Origin of the sequence: Chromobacterium sphagni, from assembly GCF_001855555.1 — a bacterium.
Lineage (GTDB): Bacteria > Pseudomonadota > Gammaproteobacteria > Burkholderiales > Chromobacteriaceae > Chromobacterium > Chromobacterium sphagni.
The window spans coordinates 803,874-822,231 of sequence record NZ_MKCT01000001.1 but is presented as its reverse complement, the minus strand read 5'-3'; the positions used below and the strand labels follow the sequence as shown (position 1 = coordinate 822,231).

Below are 18,358 nucleotides of genomic sequence, written 5' to 3'. Positions count from 1 at the left end.
GCCTCACCATGCAAGGATCGCCATGTTTCCGCTGATCGTCATCCTTGAAGTCACGCTGCCAGAAGAGGTGCCGCTGGTGGCCGACGCGCTGGAGCGGATGCGTCCGTTATGCCTGGCCGAGCCGGGCTGCCTGCTGTGGCAGGCCTACCATTCCCAGGCGCATCCGCAGCGTTTCGTGCTGGTCGAGCACTGGGAAAGCCAGGCGGATTGGGAGGCGCACGGCAAGCTGGCCGCCATCCAGGACATCTACCTGCCGGAAGTGCTGCCGCGCGCCAGCCGGGCGGCGCACCCATCGCTGCTGGTGGGCGATGGCGGCTGAATGCCTGCCCGAGCATGCCGAATTGCCGCCAGCGTTCGCCGCGGCTTGCCGGGATGAGCGCCGGGCCGTAGAATGCGCGCTCTCCCGTGACGGGAAAATATCGCGTATTCAATGTGTTAAGGACGTCCCGTGGCCGATATCAACCGCCTGGAAACCTGGATCAAGTACAAGAACGGCCTGTGCGGCGACTGCATGGCGTCCTGTTGCACCATGCCGGTGGAGGTGAGGCTGCCGGATTTGATCCGCATCGGCGTGGTGGACCAATTCGAGCTGGAAGAGCCGATCAAGAACATCGCCAAACGGCTGGAAAAGCAGCGGGTGATCCAGCATTTCAACTTCAAGAACAGCTTGTTCACGCTGGCGCAGCGCGCCAACGGCGATTGCCTGTACCTGGACGCCAACACCCGGCGCTGCACCATCTACGAGCGGCGGCCCAATACCTGCCGCAACCATCCCAAGGTCGGCTCCAAGCCGGGTTTCTGTGCCTATACCCGCAAGCCGGACCAGCCCAGATAGATTCAATTATCATGTCGGCTCCTGGTTTTGATCGGGAGCGGTGATGTCGAAACAACTGATTGAACGGTATTGGCGCTGCTGCGACGCGCGCGACTGGGACGGCTTCGCGTCAACCCTGCATCCGGATGTCTAATACCGGGTGTCGTAAACGCGCGGGCGGGTGTGCGGCGTGGAGCGCTGCGTCGCCTTCGACGCCACTGACCCTGGCCTGGACGCTGGAAATCATCCGGCTGCTTGCCGACGCCAATACGGTGGCCAGCGAGATCGCGTTCCACGTGGAACAACCGGTCCAGACCGGCATCTGTTTTTCACGGTGCAAGACGGCCTGATCTGGCGCACAGACGACGGATGGTCGGAAGACTACGCGCCGCCGGCGCGCGCGGTGGCGATGGAGCGTTACTGAGGGGCTTTCGGCGACAGCGGCTTCGGTCGCCGAGCCGGCATTGCCCGGCCGGGGGACCGGCCGGGCGCTTGGACGCCTATTGCGCGGCGGGAGGCTGCGCCGGCGCGGTTTGAGCGGCGGGCGCGTCTATCATGGTCATGTCGTGCAGCGACAGCGGCACGCTGGGCTGCACCCGGGAGGTGTCGAACGGGCGGGAATTGGCATCCTGGGCGCTGGCAATGCCGGTTGCCAGGAACAGGCAGGCCATCAACGGCGCGTACAGTCTGGTCATGACGAAGTCCTTTGCTGGTGGATGAATGGATGGCCCGCGGTGTTGTCATTGCCGTCAGCGGCGGCGAAACGCCGGTGGGCGTGTTTCCAGTATTGTCAGCGTTTTGACGAAAGGCATTGCCGGAAATTCCCTTTTTGTTTCAATATGTTAATTGAGTTAAAAAAGACGGCGTAGCGACTGTTTGGCATGGCTTGCGCCGTGGCGAAAAGCCATGCCGGGCGGGTTTACAGCCGCGGCGGCGGCAGATAGGCCGGGGCCATGCGCTGGCCGGGCAACTGGTTGCCCTTGGCGTACATGCATTGCTGGTAGGCGATGTTGTAGCGGGTTTGCGCGTCGTAGCCGGCGTAAGCGGCGTTGGAGCCGCCTGCCGCGGTGCCGGCCAAGAGGCCGACCCCGGCGCCGACCCCCGCGCCCTGATGATTGCCGCCTATCAGCGCGCCGGCCGCGGCGCCCACCACCGTGCCCAGCGCCATATTGGTGGCCAGGTTGGTATTGGCCGCCTCGTTGTTGCTGACGCCGCTGCTGCCGGCGGCGTAGGCGCGGCATTGCTGCTCTTCCTGGGCGAAGATTTCAAACGGCTTGCCCGGCGCCGGCATCACCGCCACGGTGGGGCCGGTGGGCAAAGTGGTGCAAGCGGTCATCAGCGGCAGCAGCAGCGCGTAATAGCGTTTTCTCATGAGGGTTCTCCCTGGCTATTGCGGCTTGGCCGGAACGGTTTTCCAGCCTCCCGGGCATTCGCTGACATAGGGGTAGTACTGTTTCACCGCCTTGCAGTAATACCAGACCTGGGCCGGCGCCGGCGGGGCGGCGGCGATGGGCGGCGCAGGCGGCTCCATCGGCACGGCGGGCGCCATCGGCGCAACCACTACCGGCGGCGCGTACAGGCTGGGGTAGGGATAGATGGGCGTGGTGTAGAAGTACCAAGCGCCGCCGACCACCCACCACCAGCCGTTGCGGCCGTGATAGTAGCCGTGGTTCCAATATCCTCCGCGCCAGACGTCTATGCTGATGCGCGGCGGTCCGCCGTGGTGGTAGTACGCCTCGGCCGGTGCGACGGCGGCCACTGCCAGCGTGGCAGCCAGGATTACGCCGCTCAAGCGGATGTAGCCTTTCATGATGAGCCTCTTTCTGCCGGGTTCACCGGTCCCGCCAACCCGCCGTCAACGGGCTGGCCGCATATGTGAAGGTAACGCTCAGCCATTGGCCGGCGCGGAAGCGCCGTGCTTGTCGTGGTGCTGCCACTTGCCGTGCGGACGATGCAGATGGTCCATGATCTTCTGTTGTTCCGGCGTCAACTGGGCGTAGAAGGTTTTCAGCGCGTCCAGGTGTTTCTGCATTTCGGCCTGGCGGTGCTGCATCATGCGTTCCATTTTTTCCGGCGCGGTGGCGTTGTCGTCCATTGGCTTGGCCATTTTCTCGTGCTTCATCGACGCGGTGAAGGTTTGCCAGGCGGCTTCCTGCTGCGGCTGGATCTTCAGCTTGTCGTGCAGCATCTGCAGATGCTTGGCCATCATCGCCTCCCGCTTGGACGGGTCCATATGCCAGCCTTTGGCTGCGGAGTCGGCGCCGGCATCCTGGGCGTAGACGGCGCCGCTGCCGACGATCAGCAATCCGGCGAGCAGCAGGGGCTTGAGCAGCTTGGTCATGGTATTTTCCTTCCATTGTCGGGTCTAGGTGATTGCAGTATTGGATGCAATTGTCTGGCGAGTTTTTCGCTGAAAATCGCATGTGTTTAAGACTGTTAATCCGCAATACCTTGTTGATATCTATCTTGAGCGGAGGTGAAGCCCGGCAGGCTGGGCTAGAGTGAAGACTGATGACATCGGGGAGAGCGCAATGGCCAAGGCGGACAAGGCGGGGTGGTGGTCGTGGGGGCAGCACTGGACGGATTACTGGACCGACGCCGCCCAGCGCGGCCTGTTGTTCTGCGATGCGCTGCGCGAGCGGGGCGATACCTATCTGGAGCACGCGGCCTCCGGCAATCCGCCGGTGCTGGTGTTCGACTTCGACATCATCGTCGACGGGCGCGAGCTGCCGCAGCCGGTCAACTACGCGCTGGCGGCGATCCGCCCGCCGGACGGCTGCCCGGCCACCGATGCCGGCAAGCGGCCCTTCGTGGTGATAGATCCGCGCGCCGGCCACGGCCCGGGCATCGGCGGCTTCAAGATGGACAGCGAGATCGGCATCGCGATGCGCCAGGGCCATCCCTGCTATTTCGTGATGTTTTTTCCGGTGCCGGTGCCGGGCCAAACCATAGAATGCGTGTGGCGGGCGGAGAAGGTGTTCCTGCAGAGGGTCAACCAGCTGCATCCGTGCGGCAGCGCCGGCAAGCCTTTCGTCATCGGCAACTGCCAGGGCGGCTGGGCGCTGGCGATGTTGGCGGCGTCGGCGCCGGAACTGGTGGGGCCGATCCTGCTGGCGGGCTCGCCCTTGTCGTATTGGGCCGGGGTGGCTGGCAAGAATCCGATGCGCTATCAGGGCGGACTGATGGGCGGCACCTGGCTGGCCTCGCTGGCCGGCGACCTGGGCAACGGCCAGTTCGACGGCGCGCAGCTGGTGGGCAATTTCGAGCAATTGGACCCGGCCAACACCTATTGGAAGAAGGCCTATCACCTGTACGCCAATATCGACGGCGAGCGCGGCCGCTTCCTGGAGTTCGAGCGCTGGTGGGGCGGCCATTACCTGCTGAACAAGCAGGAGATGGAGTGGATCAGCCAGAACCTGTTCGTCGGCAACCGCCTCAGCCGCGGCGAGGTCTACCTGGAGGATGGCGAGCAGCGGATAGACCTGCGCCAGATCCGCTCGCCCATCATTGTGTTCGCCTCCTGGGGCGACAACATCACGCCGCCGCAGCAGGCGTTGTTCTGGATCGCCGACCTCTACCGCAATGTGGAGGACATCCGCAGCAACGAGCAGACCATAGTCTATTGCCTGCACGAGCAGGTGGGCCATCTTGGCATCTTCGTCTCCGCCGGCGTCGCCAACAAGGAGCACAGCGAACTAGCCAGCGCGCTGGACCTGATCGATGTGTTGCCGCCCGGCCTCTACGAGGCGGTGATCACCGACACCCACCCGGAAACCCCAGGCCTGCAATACCTGCAGGGCCGCTACATCATCCGCTTCGAGCCGCGCGAGGTGTCCGACATCCTGGCGCTGGGCGACGGCCGCGACGGCGAGCGCGCCTTCCAGGTGGTGAAGCGGGTGGCGGAGATCAACCAGCAGCTGTACGACTGCTTCGTCTCGCCCTGGCTGCAGGCCTTCAGCTCGCCGCAGTCGGCGCACTGGCTGCGCGAGACGCACTCGTCGCGGCTGGAGCGGCGCTGGTTCTCCAGCGGCAATCCGCTGTTGGGCAGCCTGCCGGACTGGGCCGCCAAGGTGCGGGAAGCGCGGCGGCCGCTGAGCAAGGACAACCCGTTCTGGCAATGGCAGGAGACGGTGTCCAACTGGAGCGCCAGCGTGCTGGACGGCTGGCGCGACCAGCGCGACACCTTCAAGGAAATGGCTTTCCGCATGGTTTACGACGCGCCGCTGACCGCCGCGCTGGTGGGGCTGGATCCCAAGCGCGAATACAGCGTGCGCCGCCAGCAGGGCGGCTGGGAGCGCGGCGAAATGCTGCGGCTGAAACGGCGCGAGCTGGAGGAGTACTATTCGCAGGGCGGCGCGGTGGATGGCTTCCTGCGCTTGCTGATTTATGTCGCCATCGGCACCGGCGTGGTGGACGTGCGGCCGTTCAACGCCATCCGCCGCGTGATGCAGGACACCGGGCTGGGCGAGGAGCTGACGCTGGAGGAATTCAAGCAGGCGGTGCGGCGCCAGACCTGGCTGGTGCGCAACGACGAGAAGCGCGCGCTGGAAACCATAGGCGACCTGCTGCCGGACGAGCAGCAGCGGCAGATGGCGCTGGAGCTGGTGATGCTGCTGCTGGCCGCCGCCGGCCCGATCAGCGTGGAGAAGCAGCAAAGGCTGGGCCGGGTGGCGCTGGCGATGGGGGTGGATGGCGGCGGGGCCAGGATGGCCGATCCCGGCAACTTGTATCCGCCGGAGGATGCCGCGCCGGCTAAGGCGCGCGCCAAGCGTAGCCGGCGCAAGGCGGGGCCCGCCAACTAGCTTTGCCAGCGGGCGGGAGCGGCCTTACACTCGGCGCTTTCACACATTACGCAGGATATGCACCGGATGAGCGCACCGCAGGCCAACAACCCCACCCACGGCGTCACGCTGGAGAAGATGCTGACCGAGCTGTTGGCGCATTACGGCTGGGACGGACTGGGACAAAGGGTCAATATCCGCTGTTTCCAGCAGGACCCCAGCATCAAGTCCAGCCTCACCTTCCTGCGGCGCACGCCCTGGGCGCGCGCCGAAGTGGAATCTTTGTACCTGCAGTTCAAAAATCGTCCCGCCGCGCCGGCGGATGCCCGCCCCCGGCTGTTTGGCAAGAAGCCGGGCGGATAACACTTTTGTCCGCCAGCTGCGTTATGCAGGATGGAAGCCCGGACTGCCGTCGCCAGGCAGACATTCAAGCAGATATTTAAGGAGAAGCGGCATGGAAGTGGAAATCAGCGTGGAGGCGGAAAAGAAGCGCCTGAACAGCCTGGTGGCGCTGACGGTGGTCTTGCTGTCGGTGCTGATGGGGCTGGGTAAGCTGAAGGACGAGAATATCGTCCAGGCGCGCCAGTTGCTGAAGGCCGACGCGCTGGATAGCTGGTCGGAATACCAGTCGAAGAAGATCAAGCTGCATCTGACCGAAGCCAGCCTGCGCCAGGCGCAGATGCTGGCGCTGGCCAATCCGGCCAGCGCGGCCGCTCTCGAACCGCAACAGCGGCAACTGCGGGGCGAGATCAAGCGCTACCAGGCCGAGGGGGGCGCGCTGCAGCGCAAGGCCGAGGGCCAGGAGACGGGTTTCGAGGCGCTGAACCAGCGCCACGATCTGTTCGACATCAGCGACGCCGCCTTGTCGATCGCGGTGGCCAGCGCGGCGGTGGCGGCGCTGTCGGCCAACCTGTTGCCGTTGTTCAGCTCCTGGGCTTTCGGCGCGCTGGGGTTGCTGTTCTGGCTGGCCGGATTCGGCGGCTGGAATCTGCGCATCGAGTGGCTGGTCAGCCTGCTGGGCTGAGCCGCACAACCCTGTCGGGCGGGGGGTTGCAATCGGCATGGTTTTGGATCAGTCTGAGACCCGATTGCGGTTTGTCCCCTTCCTTCAATGCACAGGAGAGTTGTGATGAAACTGTATTTTTCCCCCGGTGCCTGCTCGCTGGCTTCGCATATCGTCCTGTTCGCCAGCGGTTTGCCTTTCGGCAGCGAAAAAGTCGATCTGCGCGCGCAGCCGCATGTCACCGCCGAAGGCGTGAACTTCTCCACCATCAATCCAAAAGGCTATGTGCCGGCCTTGCAGCTGGACAACGGCGAGCTGTTGACCGAGGGCGTGGCCATCCTGCAATACATCGCCGACCAGGCGCCGGACAAGCAGCTGGCGCCGGCCAACGGCACGCTGCCGCGCTACCGGCTGCAGGAGTGGCTGAACTATATCTCCACCGAAGTGCATAAGAACTTCACTCCCATCTTCTTCGGCAAGACCGAAGAAGTGAAGGACGACGCCTGGGCGCGGCTGCAGCCCCGGCTGGCGCTGCTGCAGCGGCAGCTGGAGAAAACGCCGTATCTGCAAGGCGGACAGTTCAGCGTGGCCGATGCCTACCTGTTCACCTGCCTGTCCTGGGCGCAGTACGTGCAGCGCTCGCTGGCCGATTTCCCGGCCCTGCTCGATTACCTGAAGCGCGTGGCGGCGCTGCCGGCGACGCAGCAGGCGCTGCAGGCGGAAGGCCTGGGGCAGTAAGCGCCTGTCCGGCGTGTCCCTCGACAATGCCCGGCGCTGCCGGGCGTTGTCGTTTCCGGCCGGCGGCTTGGCGCCATCCGGCGAGCGTGATTGCCGCGGCCCCGGCGGTGGGCGGTACAATGCGGCAGGCACGTTTGCCCGATGTTTCACGTGGAACCGCAACGCTATGACTGAAAACAGTTTGATCGACGCCAGCCGCCTCACCGCCGCGCTGCAGCGCTTCGCCGACGAGCGCGACTGGAATCGCTACCATTCGCCGCGCAATCTGGTGCTGGCGCTGATGGGGGAGGTGGGCGAATTGGCGGAGATCTTCCAGTGGCTGGACGACGACGCCGCGGCGCGGCTGGGGGACGATCCGGCGCGCTTCACCCATCTGCAGGAGGAAATTGCCGACGTGCTGCTATACCTGACCCGGCTGGCGATGGTGACCGGGGTGGACCTGGACGCGGCGGTGCGCGACAAGCTGGCCAAGAACGCGATCAAATACCCGGCCATCTGACCCTTACGCTATAGTGGACCGAAGCAAGTCCGGCGGTAAGGAAGTCCAGATGAATGTTTCCCCCCAGCAGCAACTGCAGCAATTGATCGACGGCGCCCGCCGCATCGCGGTGCTGACCGGCGCCGGCATGAGTACCGAATCCGGCATTCCCGACTTCCGTTCCGCCAACGGCCTGTGGTCGCAGGACATGAGTCTGGCCGAGGCGGTGTCGGTGGAGTATTTCCGCCGCGCGCCCTCGGCGTTCTGGCAGGCCTTCCGCGACATCTTCCGCATCAAGCTGGTGGGCGATTACCAGCCCAACGACGGCCACCACTTCCTCGCCGCGCTGGAAGCGTCGGGTAGGGAAGTGACCATCCTCACCCAGAACATCGACGGTCTGCACGGCCGCGCCGGCAACCGCCGCGTGCTGGAGATGCACGGCACCCTGCTGTCCGCCAGCTGTCCCGATTGCCATATGCCGCACCCGCTGGACTATGTGCAGCAGCACGAGGTGCCGGCCTGCCGCCGCTGCCGGGCGGTGCTCAAGCCCGACGTGGTGCTGTACGGCGAGGCGGTGCCGCTGATAGACGTGGCCTTCGAGGCGGCGCTCAACGCCGATCTGCTGCTGGTGATGGGCTCGTCGCTGGAGGTGTCGCCGGTCAATCTGATCCCGGTGGAAGCCGCGCGCGCCGGCATACCCTGCGCGCTGATCAATTACACGCCCACCCGTTTCGACACCCTGTTCGACCTGTGCGTCCACGCCGGCATCGGCGACACCTGCCGCCAGCTGAGCTGCTGATCCGTTTGGCATTGCCGCGGCCGCCGCCTATCTTGAGAAAGCCGTTATCCGGCTTTTCAGACAAGGGGTTGTCAGATGGAAAACATCAATTGGAATCACTGGCTGGACCTGGCGGTCGGTTTCGCCGGCAATATCGTCTCCGCCATCCTGCTGTGGCTGATCGGTCGCTGGCTGATCGCGCTGTCCGCCCGGCTGCTGGATGAACAACTAGCCACGCGCCACCTGGATCCCACCTTGCGCCGCTACGCGCATTCCTTCCTGTCGGTCACGCTGACCATCGTGCTGGTGATCGGCATCCTCGGCTTCTTCGGCGTGCAGACCGCTACCTTCGCCGCGGTGATCGCCACTGCCGGCATCGCCATCGGCATGGCCTGGAGCGGCCTGCTGGCCAATTTCGCCGCCGGCGTGTTCCTGGTGGTGCTCAGGCCGTTCAAGGTGGGCGACGTGGTGTCGGTGGCCGGCCTCACCGGCACGGTGCGCGAGATCGGCCTGTTCGCCACCACGCTGGACACGCCGGACGGGGTGCAGACGCTGGTGGGCAACAACAAGATCTTCTCCGACACCATTCAGAACTACAGCGCCAACGCGGTACGGCGAGTGGACCTGAAGGCGCAGTTGGCCAACAGCGCCGATCACGTCGAGGCGATCCGCCTGCTGAGCGCGGCGTTGACGCGCATTCCCAATGTGCTGGCCGCGCCGGCGCCGGACGTGGGCCTGCTGGAGTTCACCGCGCTGGGGCCGGTGTTGGCGCTGCGGCCCTATTGCGCGCCTGAGCATTACTGGCAGGTGTATTTCGACAGCAACCGCGCGATACGTGAAACGCTGGGCGCGGCCGGCTTCCCGGCGCCGGAGCAGGCGATGGTGGTGCGGCAGGGGTGAGAGGGGGAAAACGGGACGGTTCGCCCCGTTTCTCATTGGCGTATGAGCCATTTTTACAAGCCGGCCGCCACGGCCTGTTTTTCAATGAGGGCTCTGGGTGCCGCGCAACTGGCGCGGCGCGGGCAGCATGGAGAGCAGGATGAAGATAGACATGTTGGGCGGCGCCGGTGTGCGCCAATGGCTGGCCGGCGTCGGCGATCGCATGGCTGGCGTCGGGCGCGGTCTGGCCGGCCGCTTGCGCCAGGCGGGAAACGCGGCACGTCCGCTTGCGCCGCGGCTGGAGACCGCGGCGCGGGCCGGCAGCTGGCAACGTTTTGCGGCGAAGTTTCAAGGCGGAGGGCTGGCCGCTCAGCGCCCGAGCACGCTTTCGCGTGGCGGCTTGCTGCGCGCGCCGGTCAGTCCCGGCGAGGTCAAGGCGATGATGCGCAGGCAGGCCGACGAGTTGGGCAAGACTATGGCCGGCGACGCGGTCTTTCGCCGGCAGGCGCTGGAGTCGACCTATGCGGCGATCTATAGCGAGGCGAAGAATGCCTTTCATCGCGCCAATGGCAACGTCATGCCGGATGGCTATCTGCGCGCGCTGGGCGAGGTGGCGCGCGAGGCCGGCCTGCCGGGCCAGGAAAAGCATGGCGCTTTTCTCCCGGCGGGAGACGGCGCCAGCCCTTTCGTCACCAGCCTGCTCAGCCCGGTGCAGAAGCAATTCAGCCAGCGCGTGCGCAATCCGGCGCAGCAGAGCCTGTATCGGGAATTCGCCAAGCAGTTGGCCATCCAGCTGGTGGCGCCGCATGCGCAGCCGCATGGCTGGGAGCCGCCGGCCGCTTTCCAGGCCAGGCTGGAGGCAGTGGGGCGGCCATGGCTGGAGCAGTCGTGACCGGGGCCGCTCCACTGCGGTGACAAAGCCTGTAGGCCGGGCAGGCATTGCTGAGCCCGGGCACAGTGCTGCGCGGCTGCCAGGCGCGGTTCAGCAGCGCCGCACCGTTTGCGTGTGGCGCCGCGTTGACTGGGCCCGGCAGTTTGGACTCCCGCCCGACGCGGGGATGCGGCTTGTATGTCCTGCCGCGGCGCGATGCGGCCGTTGCGCCCGCCGGCGGCCACCGCTACTGCATCCGGTCGCGGAGGCGGGTACGTCTTCGATGATGTCCTGCTCGTTCTCGATATCGACGCCACCGCCGCGGCTGAACGGCTTGCCTGTTGCGAGCCGCAGAGCAGGCAGCCGGGTAGGCTGGTTGGCCGGGCAGGGGGCGGTTGACGCTTACATCGCCGGCGGAAAGGCGCCTTCGTCCTGGCAGTTTTCCACCTGGATATCGTCCGGGCTGGTGTTGGGCACATACACCTGATTGACCGGGGACGGCGGAAAATCGGGATCGGGCGCGCAGTTGGCGCTCTGGCCGGTGCCCACCGCCACCTGGACGCCGGCTTTCAGCTGGCAGCGCACCACGCTATTGAGCCGGCTCCAGGCCGGGCAGATGGCGTTGTCAGCCTGGTACTTGGCCAGCGGGCCCTGCGGCTTGCTGAACGACCACCAGCGTCCCAGGCGGGAGTTGGGCTTGCCGCTGTCCCAGACGCGGTAGACGGTGGTGCCGGGAGCCGCGGCGTTCTGCTGATAGACCACGCCCTCGCACAGGCCGCCATTGCCGGGGGCGCCGATGGCGTTGGCGAGCAGGGTGTCGTGCTGTACTGGGCCCATGCCGGTGGGGGCTTGCATTACCTGGCCGACGCAGCCGCCTGCGGTTTGGGAAATCTGGCTGGGCGGGGTGGCGCAGGCGATCAGGATCAGGCTGAGCGAGGCGACTAGGGTTCGGCGTAGCAATGCTGACATGAGCGGTCTCCGGGTGGGTGAATCCATCTGCATGAATGACAGGATAGTAAATTCATTCATCATTTTCAGTGTGAATTGGGGAAGAAAAAAGGGCGCCGACACAGGTCGACGCCCAAAGCTGCGGAAACAATCGTTGATCAGGCCACGTTGCGCGATGTCTTGCCGGCCGTCGCGCCGCCGCTGAGCAGTTGCTGCTGGCGGCTGCGGGCCTGTTGGTAGTTCTTCAGCTTGATGTGGCCGAAGCCGCGCACGCCTTCCCAGCTCTTCACCGCTTCGGCCGCCTGCGGCAGCGTCTCCAGCGTCAGGCCGGCCAGGATGCCGGCCAGCTGCTGTTCGAACTCCGCTATCATGCGGCGCTCCAGCTTGCGGTCTTCCTGCCAGGCGAACGGGTCGAGCGCGCTGCCGCGCAGGAAGCGCAGTTTGGCCAGGACCTTCATCGCCGGCATCAGCCATGGGCCGATGGCGAGCTTGCGCGGCTGGCCGCGGGTCAGCCAGGCCACGCCGATGTGGAAGCGCAGCTTGTAGTCGCCGTCGAACTGGCTGGCCAGATCGCGCTGGAACTCGCCGTCGCTGTACAGCCGCGCCACTTCGTACTCGTCCTTGTAGGCCAGCAGATGGTGGTAGGCGCGCGCCACCGCCAGCGTCAACGCGGTGCTGGCCGGGTTCAGCGCCTCTTCCGCCTGTTTGGTCTTCAGCACCAGCGCCTTGTAGCGTTCCGCCAGCGCCTCGTTCTGGTAGGCGGCGAGCAGGTTGGCGCGATGGTGCAGCACCGCGTCGGGGGTTTCGCGCGGAACGAAAGCGACCACCGCGGTGGGGCTGACCAACGCTTCCACCCGCGCCGGATCGTGGGCGGCGTGGCGGCCCCAGCTGAAGGCGTCCTGGTTGAACTTCACCGCGGCGCCGTTCAGCCGCACCGCTTCCAAGATGGCCTCCAGCGATACCGGCACCAGGCCCTTTTGCCAGGCATAGCCCAGCATGAACATATTGGCGGCGATGGCGTCGCCCATCAGCGAGGTGGCGAGGCGGGTGGCGTTGACTTCGTTGTAGCGGCCCTGGCCCACCGATTCTATGATGGCTTCCTTCATCGCCTTGGCCGGGAAGCGCAGGTCGGGGTTTTTCAGGAAGCCGCTGGTCGGCGATTCGTAGTTGTTGACGATGGCGTGGCTGAAGCCTTCGCGCATCTTGGCCAGCGCCTCTTCCGCCGCCGTCACCACCAGATCGCAGCCCAGCACCAGGTTGGCGTCGCCGGCGGCGATGCGCACCGCGTGCAGCTGTTCCTGATGCTCGGCGATGCGCACGTGCGACCACACCGAGCCGCCTTTCTGCGCCAGGCCGGCCATGTCCAGCACCGTCACGCCTTTGTTGTCCAGGTAGGCCGCCATGCCCAGCACTTGGCCGATGGTGACCACGCCGGTGCCGCCGACGCCGGTGACCATGATGCCGAATGGCTCGTGCAGCGTCGGAATCTTGGGCTCCGGCAGCGCCGGCAGCTTGGCCAGATCGGCGCTGGCGCCGGCCGGCTTCTTCAGCTTGCCGCCTTCCACGGTGACGAAGCTGGGGCAGAAGCCCTCGACACAGGAGTAGTCCTTGTTGCAGCTGCTTTGGTCTATCTTGCGCTTGCGCCCCAGCGGCGTTTCCACCGGCAGCACCGATAGGCAGCCGGACTTCTGGCTGCAGTCGCCGCAACCTTCGCATACCTTCTCATTGATGAAGGCGCGCTTGGCCGGGTCCGGGTATTCGTTGCGCTTGCGGCGGCGGCGCTTCTCGGCGGCGCAGGTCTGGTCGTGGATCAGGATGGTGACGCCTTCGGTTTCGCGCAGCTCGCGCTGCACGCGGTCCAGCTCGCGGCGGTGGAACACGTCTATGCCGGGGGCCAGGCCCTGCGCGTTCTGGTACTTGTCCGGATCGTCGCTGGTGATGACGATGCGCGCCACGCCTTCGGCCGCCAACTGGCGGGTCATCATCGGCACGTCCAGATAGCCGTCCACATGCTGGCCGCCGGTCATCGCCACCGCGTCGTTGTAGAGGATCTTGTAGGTGATGTTGACCTTGCCGGCCACCGCGGCGCGGATCGCCAGGATGCCGGAGTGGAAGTAGGTGCCGTCGCCCAGATTGGTGAAGATGTGGCGGGTGGTGGTGAACGGCGCCTGGCCCAGCCAGGTGATGCCTTCGCCGCCCATCTGGGTGAAGGTCTTGGTGTTTTCCGGGCTGATCCAGTGCGCCATGTAGTGGCAGCCGATGCCGGCCACCGCGCGGCTGCCTTCCGGCAGCTTGGTCGAGGTGTTGTGCGGGCAGCCGGAGCAGTAGTGCGGCACGCGGGCGATGGATTCGCGCGGCTTGACCAGCTGGGCTTCTTTGTCGTCGTAGAACTTCAGGCGGTCGTGGATCACTGGGCTGTCGAAGATCAGCGCCAGCCGGCTGGCGATGGCGCGGGCTATCATCGCCGGGGTCAATTCGCCGGCGGCCGGCAAGAGCCAGTCGCCGTGCGGCAGCGCCCATTCGCCTTTTTCGGCGAACTTGCCCACCACGCGCGGGCGCACGTCGTCGCGCCAGTTGTACAGTTGTTCCTTCAGCTGGTATTCGATGATCTGGCGCTTCTCTTCCACCACCAGGATTTCTTCCAGCCCCTCGGCGAACTGGCGCACGCCTTCCGGCTCCAGCGGCCAGACCATGCCCACCTTGAAGATGCGCAGACCGATATCGGCCGCCTGCGCCTCGCTGATGCCCAGGTCGTCCAGCGCCTGCATCACGTCCAGATAGCTTTTGCCGCAGGTGATGATGCCCAGGCGCGCCTTGGGAGAATCCAGCGTGATGTGGTTGAGCTTGTTTTCGCGGGCATAGGCCAGCGCCGCGTACAGGCGGTGGTGCAGCACGCGCTTTTCCTGCGCCAGCGGGGTGTCCGGCCAGCGGATGTTGAGGCCGCCTTCGGGAATCGGGAAGTTTTCGGGGATCTTGAACTGCAGCCGCTCGGGGCTGATGTCGACGATGGCCGAGCTTTCTATGGTGTCGGTGATCGCCTTGATCGATACCCAGCAGCCGGAATAGCGGCTCATCGCCCAGCCGTGCAGGCCGAAGTCCAGCACTTCCTGCACGCCGGACGGGCTCAATACCGGGATCATGCTGGCGGCCAGGATGTGGTCGGACTGGTGCGGGAAGGTGGAGGACTTGGCGGCGTGGTCGTCGCCGCATACCAAGAGCACCCCGCCCAGCGGGCTGGTGCCGGCCACGTTGCCGTGCTTGAGCACGTCGCCGGAGCGGTCCACGCCCGGGCCCTTGCCGTACCACATCGCGTAGACGCCGTCGTATTTGGCGCCTTCGAAGATGTTCACCTGCTGGGTGCCCCATACCGCGGTGGCGGCCAGATCCTCGTTGAGGCCGGGGTGGAACACCACGTTGTGGGCGTCCAGGTGTTTCTTGGCCTTCATCATGGTCTGGTCGACGTTGCCCAGGGGCGAGCCGCGGTAGCCGGTGACATAGCCGGCGGTGTTGCGGCCGGCGGCGCGGTCCAGTTCTTGCTGCAGCATCGGCAGGCGCACCAGCGCCTGGATGCCAGTCATCAGTACCTGGCCGGTGGGGGCGGTGTATTTCTCTTCCAGGTCTGCATGGCGGATTGACATGGTTTCTCCTCCTGTCGTGCTCGCTTGTGGCGATCAGCCCGCGGCGGCCTTGTGGGCATCCTGTGTCGGGCGGCTGCTGCGATGGCGGCCATCTGTGTGTGACACCTTATTTATTTTTATACCGTGGCTCCGGCGCGTGTGCGGCTGTCGCAGCTTAGAGTGTTAACCCTAATGTCGCCAGACTATAGTTTACGTTTACGTCAACGTCAAAGGGATTGCAGCATCCGCCATCACGGTGCGGTTTATGTGCCAGTGCAGCAAAAACCTTAGCGGTTAAGTGTTTGTAAACGGACTGTATAGAAGACAATGGTTATTGTCGGCGGGCAAAGCGGTTAAGCTGTGCGCTGGAATATTCCGTCTTGCCGAGTTCTACATGTCCGCTCCCTCTTCCGCCGGCGATAGCCGCGGCGTGTTGTATACCCTGGGCGCCTTCATCTGCTGGGGCCTGTTTCCTTTGTATTGGAAACCGCTGCACTCGGTGCCTGCCTTGCAAATTCTGTGCCACCGCATCGTGTGGTCGGCCTTGTTCGTCGCCCTGGTGCTGACTTTCCTGCGCCAGTGGGGCGATCTGCGCGCCGCCTTGCGCCAGCCGCGCCAGTTAGCGATCTTCGGCCTGTCGTCGACGGTGCTGTCGCTGAACTGGCTGATCTACATCTGGGCGGTGAACGCCGGCCACGTGGTGGAGGCCAGTCTGGGCTACTTCATCAATCCGCTGGTCAATGTGTTGCTGGGACGGCTGTTCCTGGCCGAGCGGCTGAGCCGGCCGCAGACGCTGGCGGTGGCGCTGGCCGGAGCCGGCGTGGCCTGGCTGACCGTCAGCGCTGGTTCGCTGCCGTGGATCGCGCTGTCGCTGGCGGCCACTTTCGGCGTCTATGGCCTGCTGCGCAAGAAAGCGCCGCTGGCGTCGCTGCCGGGTCTGGCGCTGGAGACTTTCCTGCTGTCGCCGCTTGCGCTGGCCGCATTGCTATGGTTTGGCTGGCAGGGACAGGGCGCCTTCGGCCAGGTGGGCGTTGGGCGCGACCTGCTGCTGATGGGGGCCGGCGTGGTGACGGCGGTGCCGCTGCTGATGTTCGCCGCCGGCGCGCGCCGGCTGAAGCTGGCCACGGTGGGGGTGATCCAGTACGTCGGCCCCAGCATCCAGCTGGCGCTGGGCGTGATCTTGTACGACGAACCGTTCGGCAGCGACCGCGCACTGGGCTTCGCCCTGATTTGGAGCGCGCTGTTGCTGTATTCCGCGGTCGGCCTGCGCGCCTTGTGGCGGGAAAGACGCATTGCCGGCGCCTGACGCCGATGCTTTTTTGATCGCGGCCCCGCTTCTGGCGGGGCTTTGTCATTTTTTAGGACTGACCGATTGGAACTGGCCAAATGGACAGTGAGGCTGGCTATAACGGTATTAGGAGCGGGCGGGCAAGGAGCCGGCTTCATTTTCCGATGATACGGGCGACCGCGAGCAGGCATTCCGGTTCGGTCGCCGACGTTTTTGTGGAGCCCTGCCATGGCCTTGTACCTGCTCAGTCTGGTGTTCTTCCTTACCGATATCGGCGCGCGCCTGGCGTTGCGCACCCAGTCGTGGCGCGCGGTCGAGCTGACCTTGCTGACCGGCCTGCTGCTGGCCTGGCTGCTGTACCCGCACCTGAGCGGCTGGGCGGTGCCGTTGATGCCGGTGGGGCAGGGCATGCTGTTGTACGCGGTGCTGGTCGGCCTGCAACTGGGCCTGATGGATGCCGCGCTGCGCACCAGCCTGGAGCGTTGGTGGACGCAGCGGCAGCCGGTGCGCCAAACGCGCCGGCGCCATGATTGACGGGTTTCCCGATTTCCCGCGCATGAAAAATAGGCTTGACGGCTAATGACGGCGGTAGCAGACTGCGCGCTTCCGCCGCATCGCCATGCCGATTGGCCGGCGGGAACATAACCGGAGAGGCCGCCGCCTTGGCGCAACGCTCTCCCCTGATCTTTATCGTTCTTTACAGGTACCGCCGTCATGGCATCGATCTTTATCCTGTCGCGCCACTTGCTGCGCGATGTGCTCGGCGACGAGCGCGTTCATTTTTCATCCGACACCCCCACCATCCCGTATTGCCGACCGCAGGACGCGGCCGACGACATGCGCCGCCAGCGGCTGGAGTCGCGCCTGCAGCAGCTGCGGCTGGAGAAGGGCCACCTATGCTGATCCTGCCGCTGGTTTCGCCGCGCCTGCTGCTGCGCGATTTCAGCGCCGCCGACCTGCCGCGCTATCAGCAGCTGCGCGGCGGTTCGCGTTGCGGCCCGCATGATTCGGCGCTGGAAGCCAGTCCGGCGTTTTCCGCGCAATTGCTGGAACGTTTCGTCGACCAGCAGCGGCAGCAGCCGCGCCGCGCCTGGCAGTTGGCGCTGATCCGCCGCGACGACAATCAACTGATCGGCTCGGTCGGCCTGCGCTTGAGCTTGTCGCCCGGCATTGCCGGCTTCGGCGTCGAGCTGGCCGAAGCCGCCTGGGGCCAGGGCTATGCTGCGGAGGCGGGCCGGCTGCTGCTGGACGCCGGCTTCAACCAACTCGGCCTGAGCCGGGTGGAGGCGGATACCGCCGAAGGCAACCTGGCGGCGCGCAAGCTGGCCGCCAGGCTGGGCTTCGTTCCCGCGCCATCGCGCAATGGCCGGGTGAGCCTGGCGCTGAGTCTGGGCATGCTGGGCGCCGAAACCGAATGGCGGCTGCTGGGGGAAGCGGGGCGGCTGCAACGCCTGGACTATGGCTGGCGCCTGTCCGCCGATGCCGCAAGCTTCCCGGATGGGGATGCGTTGTGGCTAGACCATGCGCCGCAGGCGCAGCAGCGGCAACGCTGGGAGCAGCGGTTTGCCGACGCTTTCCCCGACCGGTTGCCGGGCCATTGCAGGCTGCGCTGGCAGGCGCGGGCTGAAGATGGGCCGGACGCGTATGCCGACTGGACCGCCGCCGGCTACCGCTACCGCCAGGCTGAAGCATGGCTGCTGGGCGAGGGCATGTTGCGGCCGGCGGCGCTCAGCCCGATGCTGACGATGCGGCCGTTGTCCAGCCAGGGCGACTGGCGGCAATGGCGGCAACTGTTGCGGGATGCCTGCCGCGAGGAGGGCCAGGGCGGGGCGCAGCTGGAGCGGCGCGCCGAGCGCTATCGCCGGCTGGAGGCGGCCGGCCATGGCCATGTCTGGGGCGTGTTCGACGGCCAGGCGCTGCTCGCTTGCGCCGGGCTGTTCGTCTGGCAGGGGCTGGGCCGTTTCCAGCAAGTGGCCACCGCGCCGCAGGTGCGGCGGCTGGGCATCGCCAGCCAGCTGCTCAGCCATCTGGCCGCATGGGGTTTGCGGCGTTCGCCGCGGCTGCTGGCGATGGTGGCGGCGCGGGAAGCGGCTGTCGGCCTATACCGGCAACTAGGCTTTACTCATGTTGGCGGTGAATGCTTCTTGAGCCGAAACTGCTGAT

At 65.8% G+C, this 18,358-nt stretch carries 20 protein-coding genes; 14 read left to right on the top strand and 6 right to left on the bottom strand.

Annotation, left to right across the window (positions count from 1 at the left end):
- The first annotated feature begins 22 nt into the window (after positions 1-22).
- Positions 23-319, top strand: a complete 297-nt coding sequence (locus BI344_RS03990; RefSeq protein WP_071111630.1) for a putative quinol monooxygenase — start codon at positions 23-25, stop codon at positions 317-319.
- 129 nt (positions 320-448) lie between these two features.
- On the top strand, positions 449-835 hold the full coding sequence (locus tag BI344_RS03985; RefSeq protein ID WP_071111629.1) for a YkgJ family cysteine cluster protein: 387 nt from the start codon (positions 449-451) through the stop codon (positions 833-835).
- Positions 836-1,314: 479 nt separating this feature from the next.
- Here the strand turns inward: BI344_RS03985 and BI344_RS03980 are convergent, their stop codons facing one another.
- The 4 genes from BI344_RS03980 to BI344_RS03965 form a co-directional block, all read right to left on the bottom strand.
- A complete protein-coding gene (locus tag BI344_RS03980; RefSeq protein WP_071111628.1) occupies positions 1,315-1,509 on the bottom strand; it encodes a hypothetical protein in 195 nt (64 codons plus the stop codon).
- 224 nt (positions 1,510-1,733) lie between these two features.
- Complete coding sequence (locus BI344_RS03975; RefSeq protein WP_071111627.1) at positions 1,734-2,186, bottom strand: YMGG-like glycine zipper-containing protein; 453 nt, start codon at positions 2,184-2,186, stop codon at positions 1,734-1,736.
- 15 nt (positions 2,187-2,201) lie between these two features.
- Positions 2,202-2,624 (bottom strand): hypothetical protein, encoded by a 423-nt coding sequence (locus BI344_RS03970; protein WP_071111626.1) that lies wholly within the window; start codon positions 2,622-2,624, stop codon positions 2,202-2,204.
- A 78-nt stretch (positions 2,625-2,702) separates the two neighbouring features.
- Positions 2,703-3,155: a Spy/CpxP family protein refolding chaperone gene (locus tag BI344_RS03965; protein ID WP_071111625.1), complete on the bottom strand. Its 453-nt coding sequence runs from the start codon at positions 3,153-3,155 to the stop codon at positions 2,703-2,705.
- A 190-nt stretch (positions 3,156-3,345) separates the two neighbouring features.
- On the opposite strand from BI344_RS03965, the gene BI344_RS03960 reads away from it, so the two are divergent.
- From BI344_RS03960 to BI344_RS03925, 8 genes are all read left to right on the top strand, one after another.
- A complete protein-coding gene (locus BI344_RS03960; protein ID WP_083338613.1) occupies positions 3,346-5,616 on the top strand; it encodes a TerB family tellurite resistance protein in 2,271 nt (756 codons plus the stop codon).
- A gap of 66 nt (positions 5,617-5,682) precedes the next feature.
- Entirely contained in the window at positions 5,683-5,958 is a 276-nt protein-coding gene (locus BI344_RS03955; protein ID WP_071111624.1) for a VF530 family protein, read from the top strand.
- A gap of 91 nt (positions 5,959-6,049) precedes the next feature.
- Positions 6,050-6,619: a DUF4337 domain-containing protein gene (locus BI344_RS03950; RefSeq protein ID WP_071111623.1), complete on the top strand. Its 570-nt coding sequence runs from the start codon at positions 6,050-6,052 to the stop codon at positions 6,617-6,619.
- Between the two features lie 105 nt (positions 6,620-6,724).
- A complete protein-coding gene (gene gstA, locus BI344_RS03945; protein WP_071111622.1) occupies positions 6,725-7,336 on the top strand; it encodes a glutathione transferase GstA in 612 nt (203 codons plus the stop codon).
- Positions 7,337-7,502: 166 nt separating this feature from the next.
- Positions 7,503-7,835: a nucleotide pyrophosphohydrolase gene (locus BI344_RS03940; protein WP_071111621.1), complete on the top strand. Its 333-nt coding sequence runs from the start codon at positions 7,503-7,505 to the stop codon at positions 7,833-7,835.
- A gap of 49 nt (positions 7,836-7,884) precedes the next feature.
- A complete protein-coding gene (locus tag BI344_RS03935; protein ID WP_071111620.1) occupies positions 7,885-8,613 on the top strand; it encodes an NAD-dependent protein deacylase in 729 nt (242 codons plus the stop codon).
- A 75-nt stretch (positions 8,614-8,688) separates the two neighbouring features.
- The gene (locus BI344_RS03930; protein ID WP_071111619.1) at positions 8,689-9,492 is read left to right on the top strand and encodes a mechanosensitive ion channel family protein; all 804 of its coding nucleotides are present in this window, start codon (positions 8,689-8,691) and stop codon (positions 9,490-9,492) included.
- Positions 9,493-9,631: 139 nt separating this feature from the next.
- Positions 9,632-10,363: a hypothetical protein gene (locus BI344_RS03925; protein WP_158020688.1), complete on the top strand. Its 732-nt coding sequence runs from the start codon at positions 9,632-9,634 to the stop codon at positions 10,361-10,363.
- 381 nt (positions 10,364-10,744) lie between these two features.
- Here BI344_RS03925 and BI344_RS03920 read toward each other — a convergent pair whose 3' ends face one another.
- Positions 10,745-11,311: a hypothetical protein gene (locus BI344_RS03920; protein WP_071111617.1), complete on the bottom strand. Its 567-nt coding sequence runs from the start codon at positions 11,309-11,311 to the stop codon at positions 10,745-10,747.
- Positions 11,312-11,448: 137 nt separating this feature from the next.
- Complete coding sequence (locus BI344_RS03915) at positions 11,449-14,928, bottom strand: indolepyruvate ferredoxin oxidoreductase family protein (protein ID WP_071111616.1); 3,480 nt, start codon at positions 14,926-14,928, stop codon at positions 11,449-11,451.
- 373 nt (positions 14,929-15,301) lie between these two features.
- Here BI344_RS03915 and rarD point away from each other — a divergent pair, with 373 nt between their 5' ends.
- The 4 genes from rarD to BI344_RS03895 all read left to right on the top strand — a co-directional run bounded on the left by rarD (position 15,302) and on the right by BI344_RS03895 (position 18,357).
- Positions 15,302-16,213 carry an EamA family transporter RarD gene (rarD, locus tag BI344_RS03910; RefSeq protein ID WP_071111615.1) on the top strand — a complete coding sequence of 304 codons (912 nt, stop codon included), beginning with the start codon at positions 15,302-15,304 and terminating at the stop codon, positions 16,211-16,213.
- Between the two features lie 210 nt (positions 16,214-16,423).
- The gene (locus BI344_RS03905; protein WP_071111614.1) at positions 16,424-16,729 is read left to right on the top strand and encodes a hypothetical protein; all 306 of its coding nucleotides are present in this window, start codon (positions 16,424-16,426) and stop codon (positions 16,727-16,729) included.
- A gap of 180 nt (positions 16,730-16,909) precedes the next feature.
- Entirely contained in the window at positions 16,910-17,098 is a 189-nt protein-coding gene (locus BI344_RS03900) for a hypothetical protein (RefSeq protein WP_071111613.1), read from the top strand.
- On the top strand, positions 17,092-18,357 hold the full coding sequence (locus BI344_RS03895; protein WP_071111612.1) for a GNAT family N-acetyltransferase: 1,266 nt from the start codon (positions 17,092-17,094) through the stop codon (positions 18,355-18,357). The genes BI344_RS03900 and BI344_RS03895 overlap by 7 nt, the downstream gene beginning before the upstream one ends.
- Position 18,358 lies beyond the last annotated feature (1 nt).

Excerpts from the sequence above, each read along its gene's own strand:
- BI344_RS03905 (WP_071111614.1), top strand. The coding sequence starts at position 16,424 with ATGGCCTTGTACCTGCTCAGTCTGGTGTTCTTCCTTACCGATATCGGC.
- BI344_RS03895 (WP_071111612.1), top strand. The coding sequence starts at position 17,092 with ATGCTGATCCTGCCGCTGGTTTCGCCGCGCCTGCTGCTGCGCGATTTC.
- rarD (WP_071111615.1), top strand. The coding sequence starts at position 15,302 with ATGTCCGCTCCCTCTTCCGCCGGCGATAGCCGCGGCGTGTTGTATACC.
- BI344_RS03925 (WP_158020688.1), top strand. The coding sequence starts at position 9,632 with ATGAAGATAGACATGTTGGGCGGCGCCGGTGTGCGCCAATGGCTGGCC.
- BI344_RS03935 (WP_071111620.1), top strand. The coding sequence starts at position 7,885 with ATGAATGTTTCCCCCCAGCAGCAACTGCAGCAATTGATCGACGGCGCC.
- BI344_RS03915 (WP_071111616.1), bottom strand. The coding sequence starts at position 14,928 with ATGTCAATCCGCCATGCAGACCTGGAAGAGAAATACACCGCCCCCACC.
- BI344_RS03975 (WP_071111627.1), bottom strand. The coding sequence starts at position 2,186 with ATGAGAAAACGCTATTACGCGCTGCTGCTGCCGCTGATGACCGCTTGC.
- BI344_RS03940 (WP_071111621.1), top strand. The coding sequence starts at position 7,503 with ATGACTGAAAACAGTTTGATCGACGCCAGCCGCCTCACCGCCGCGCTG.
- BI344_RS03980 (WP_071111628.1), bottom strand. The coding sequence starts at position 1,509 with ATGACCAGACTGTACGCGCCGTTGATGGCCTGCCTGTTCCTGGCAACC.
- BI344_RS03900 (WP_071111613.1), top strand. The coding sequence starts at position 16,910 with ATGGCATCGATCTTTATCCTGTCGCGCCACTTGCTGCGCGATGTGCTC.
- BI344_RS03955 (WP_071111624.1), top strand. The coding sequence starts at position 5,683 with ATGAGCGCACCGCAGGCCAACAACCCCACCCACGGCGTCACGCTGGAG.
- BI344_RS03920 (WP_071111617.1), bottom strand. The coding sequence starts at position 11,311 with ATGTCAGCATTGCTACGCCGAACCCTAGTCGCCTCGCTCAGCCTGATC.
- BI344_RS03970 (WP_071111626.1), bottom strand. The coding sequence starts at position 2,624 with ATGAAAGGCTACATCCGCTTGAGCGGCGTAATCCTGGCTGCCACGCTG.
- BI344_RS03930 (WP_071111619.1), top strand. The coding sequence starts at position 8,689 with ATGGAAAACATCAATTGGAATCACTGGCTGGACCTGGCGGTCGGTTTC.
- BI344_RS03950 (WP_071111623.1), top strand. The coding sequence starts at position 6,050 with ATGGAAGTGGAAATCAGCGTGGAGGCGGAAAAGAAGCGCCTGAACAGC.
- gstA (WP_071111622.1), top strand. The coding sequence starts at position 6,725 with ATGAAACTGTATTTTTCCCCCGGTGCCTGCTCGCTGGCTTCGCATATC.
- BI344_RS03965 (WP_071111625.1), bottom strand. The coding sequence starts at position 3,155 with ATGACCAAGCTGCTCAAGCCCCTGCTGCTCGCCGGATTGCTGATCGTC.
- BI344_RS03960 (WP_083338613.1), top strand. The coding sequence starts at position 3,346 with ATGGCCAAGGCGGACAAGGCGGGGTGGTGGTCGTGGGGGCAGCACTGG.
- BI344_RS03990 (WP_071111630.1), top strand. The coding sequence starts at position 23 with ATGTTTCCGCTGATCGTCATCCTTGAAGTCACGCTGCCAGAAGAGGTG.